Annotated in this window: 2 protein-coding genes; both read left to right on the top strand. The window is 62.3% G+C overall.

All coding sequences use genetic code 11. The features are described 5' to 3' along the window. Positions 1-796, top strand: a 796-nt coding sequence (locus WBB85_RS08890; RefSeq protein WP_432638266.1) for a F0F1 ATP synthase subunit gamma, incomplete at its 5' end; no start/stop codon positions are given. A 42-nt stretch (positions 797-838) separates the two neighbouring features. Further along, positions 839-1,698, top strand: an 860-nt coding sequence (gene atpD, locus WBB85_RS08885) for a F0F1 ATP synthase subunit beta (RefSeq protein WP_432638265.1), incomplete at its 3' end; no start/stop codon positions are given.

Here is a 1,698-nt window from a genome sequence, read left to right as displayed (position 1 = left end):
AGCGGCCAAGCTGAAGCGCGCGCAGGATGCGGCCACGGCCGCGCGTCCCTATGCAGAGCGGATGGCGGCGGTGCTTGCAAACCTTGCCAGCTCGGCAGGTGGCAGCGGTCCGAAGCTACTGGCCGGTACCGGCAAGTCGGATGTGCACCTGGTCGTCGTGATGACCGCCGAGCGTGGTCTGGCTGGCGGCTTCAACGCCTATGTGGTGAAACTGGCGCGCCAGAAGATCCAGTCCCTGATCGCCGAAGGCAAGACCGTGAAGGTCATGACCATCGGCAAGAAGGGCCGCGAGCAGCTGTCGCGAGACTATGCGAACCTGTTCACCTCGCACGTCAATCTGTCAGACATCAAAGGCAATGACTTTTCCGAGTCTGCCATTGCCGTCGGTCACATGCTGACCAAGGGCTATGATGCCGGCGAGTTTGATGTCGCCACGCTGATCTACTCGCAGTTCAAGAACGTGCTCACCCAGGTGCCGACGGCCCAGCAGCTGATCCCGGCCAAGGCTCCAGAAGGCGCGCCCGTGATCGATCTGGGCGGCGCGATCTACACCTACGAGCCGGACGAAGGCGCGCTCCTCGAAGCGCTGCTTCCGCGCTATATCAACACGCAGATCCTGTCCGCGATGCTGGAAAGCTCGGCCGGAGAACAAGCCAGCCGCATGACCGCCATGGACAACGCGACACGCAATGCCAAGGACCTGATCAAGGCCCTGAACCTCAAGTACAACCGGGCTCGCCAGGCACAGATTACCAAGGAGCTGATCGAGATCATCTCCGGTGCCGAAGCCCTCTAGACACTAACCAACAAGACTTCATCTCCCGAGGAGACGATCAAGATGAGCATTTCCGCAAACGCAAAAGGCCGCGTGTCACAGGTGATCGGCGCCGTTGTCGACGTCGAGTTCGACGGCGAACTTCCCGCGATCCTGAACGCGCTCGAAACCGAGAACAACGGTTCGCGCCTCGTGCTCGAAGTGGCTCAGCACCTCGGTGAGAGCACGGTCCGCACGATTGCCATGGACTCGACCGAGGGCCTTGTGCGCGGTCAGGCCGTTGCTGACCTCGGCCAGCCAATCATGGTTCCGGTGGGGCCGTCGACGCTCGGCCGCATCATGAACGTCATCGGCGAGCCAATCGACGAGCGCGGCCCGGTCAGCCGGGAACTGCTGCGCCCGATCCACGCGCCGGCTCCGGACTTTGTTGATCAGGCCACGGAATCGGAAGTGCTGGTCACGGGCATCAAGGTCATCGACCTTCTCTGTCCCTACGCCAAAGGCGGCAAGATCGGCCTGTTCGGCGGCGCCGGTGTGGGCAAGACCGTTCTGATCATGGAACTCGTGAACAACATCGCGAAACTCTTCGGCGGCTACTCGGTGTTCGCCGGCGTCGGTGAGCGTACGCGCGAAGGTAACGACCTCTACCACGAGATGATCGAATCGAAGGTTATCAACCTCGAAGGCGAAAGCCGCATGTCGCTGGTTTACGGCCAGATGAACGAGCCGCCGGGCGCCCGTGCCCGCGTCGCTCTCACCGGTCTTGCCCAGGCCGAGTACTTCCGCGACGTGGAAGGCAAGGACGTGCTGTTCTTCGTGGACAACATCTTCCGCTTCACCCAGGCCGGTTCGGAAGTGTCCGCGCTTCTCGGCCGTATTCCTTCGGCCGTGGGCTACCAGCCGACGCTTGCGACCGACATGGG

It is taken from the genome of Albidovulum sp., assembly GCF_049646345.1.
Taxonomy (GTDB): domain Bacteria; phylum Pseudomonadota; class Alphaproteobacteria; order Rhodobacterales; family Rhodobacteraceae; genus Albidovulum.
The sequence above is the reverse complement of the archived record's forward strand: the minus strand, read 5'-3'. Positions and strand labels throughout refer to the sequence as shown.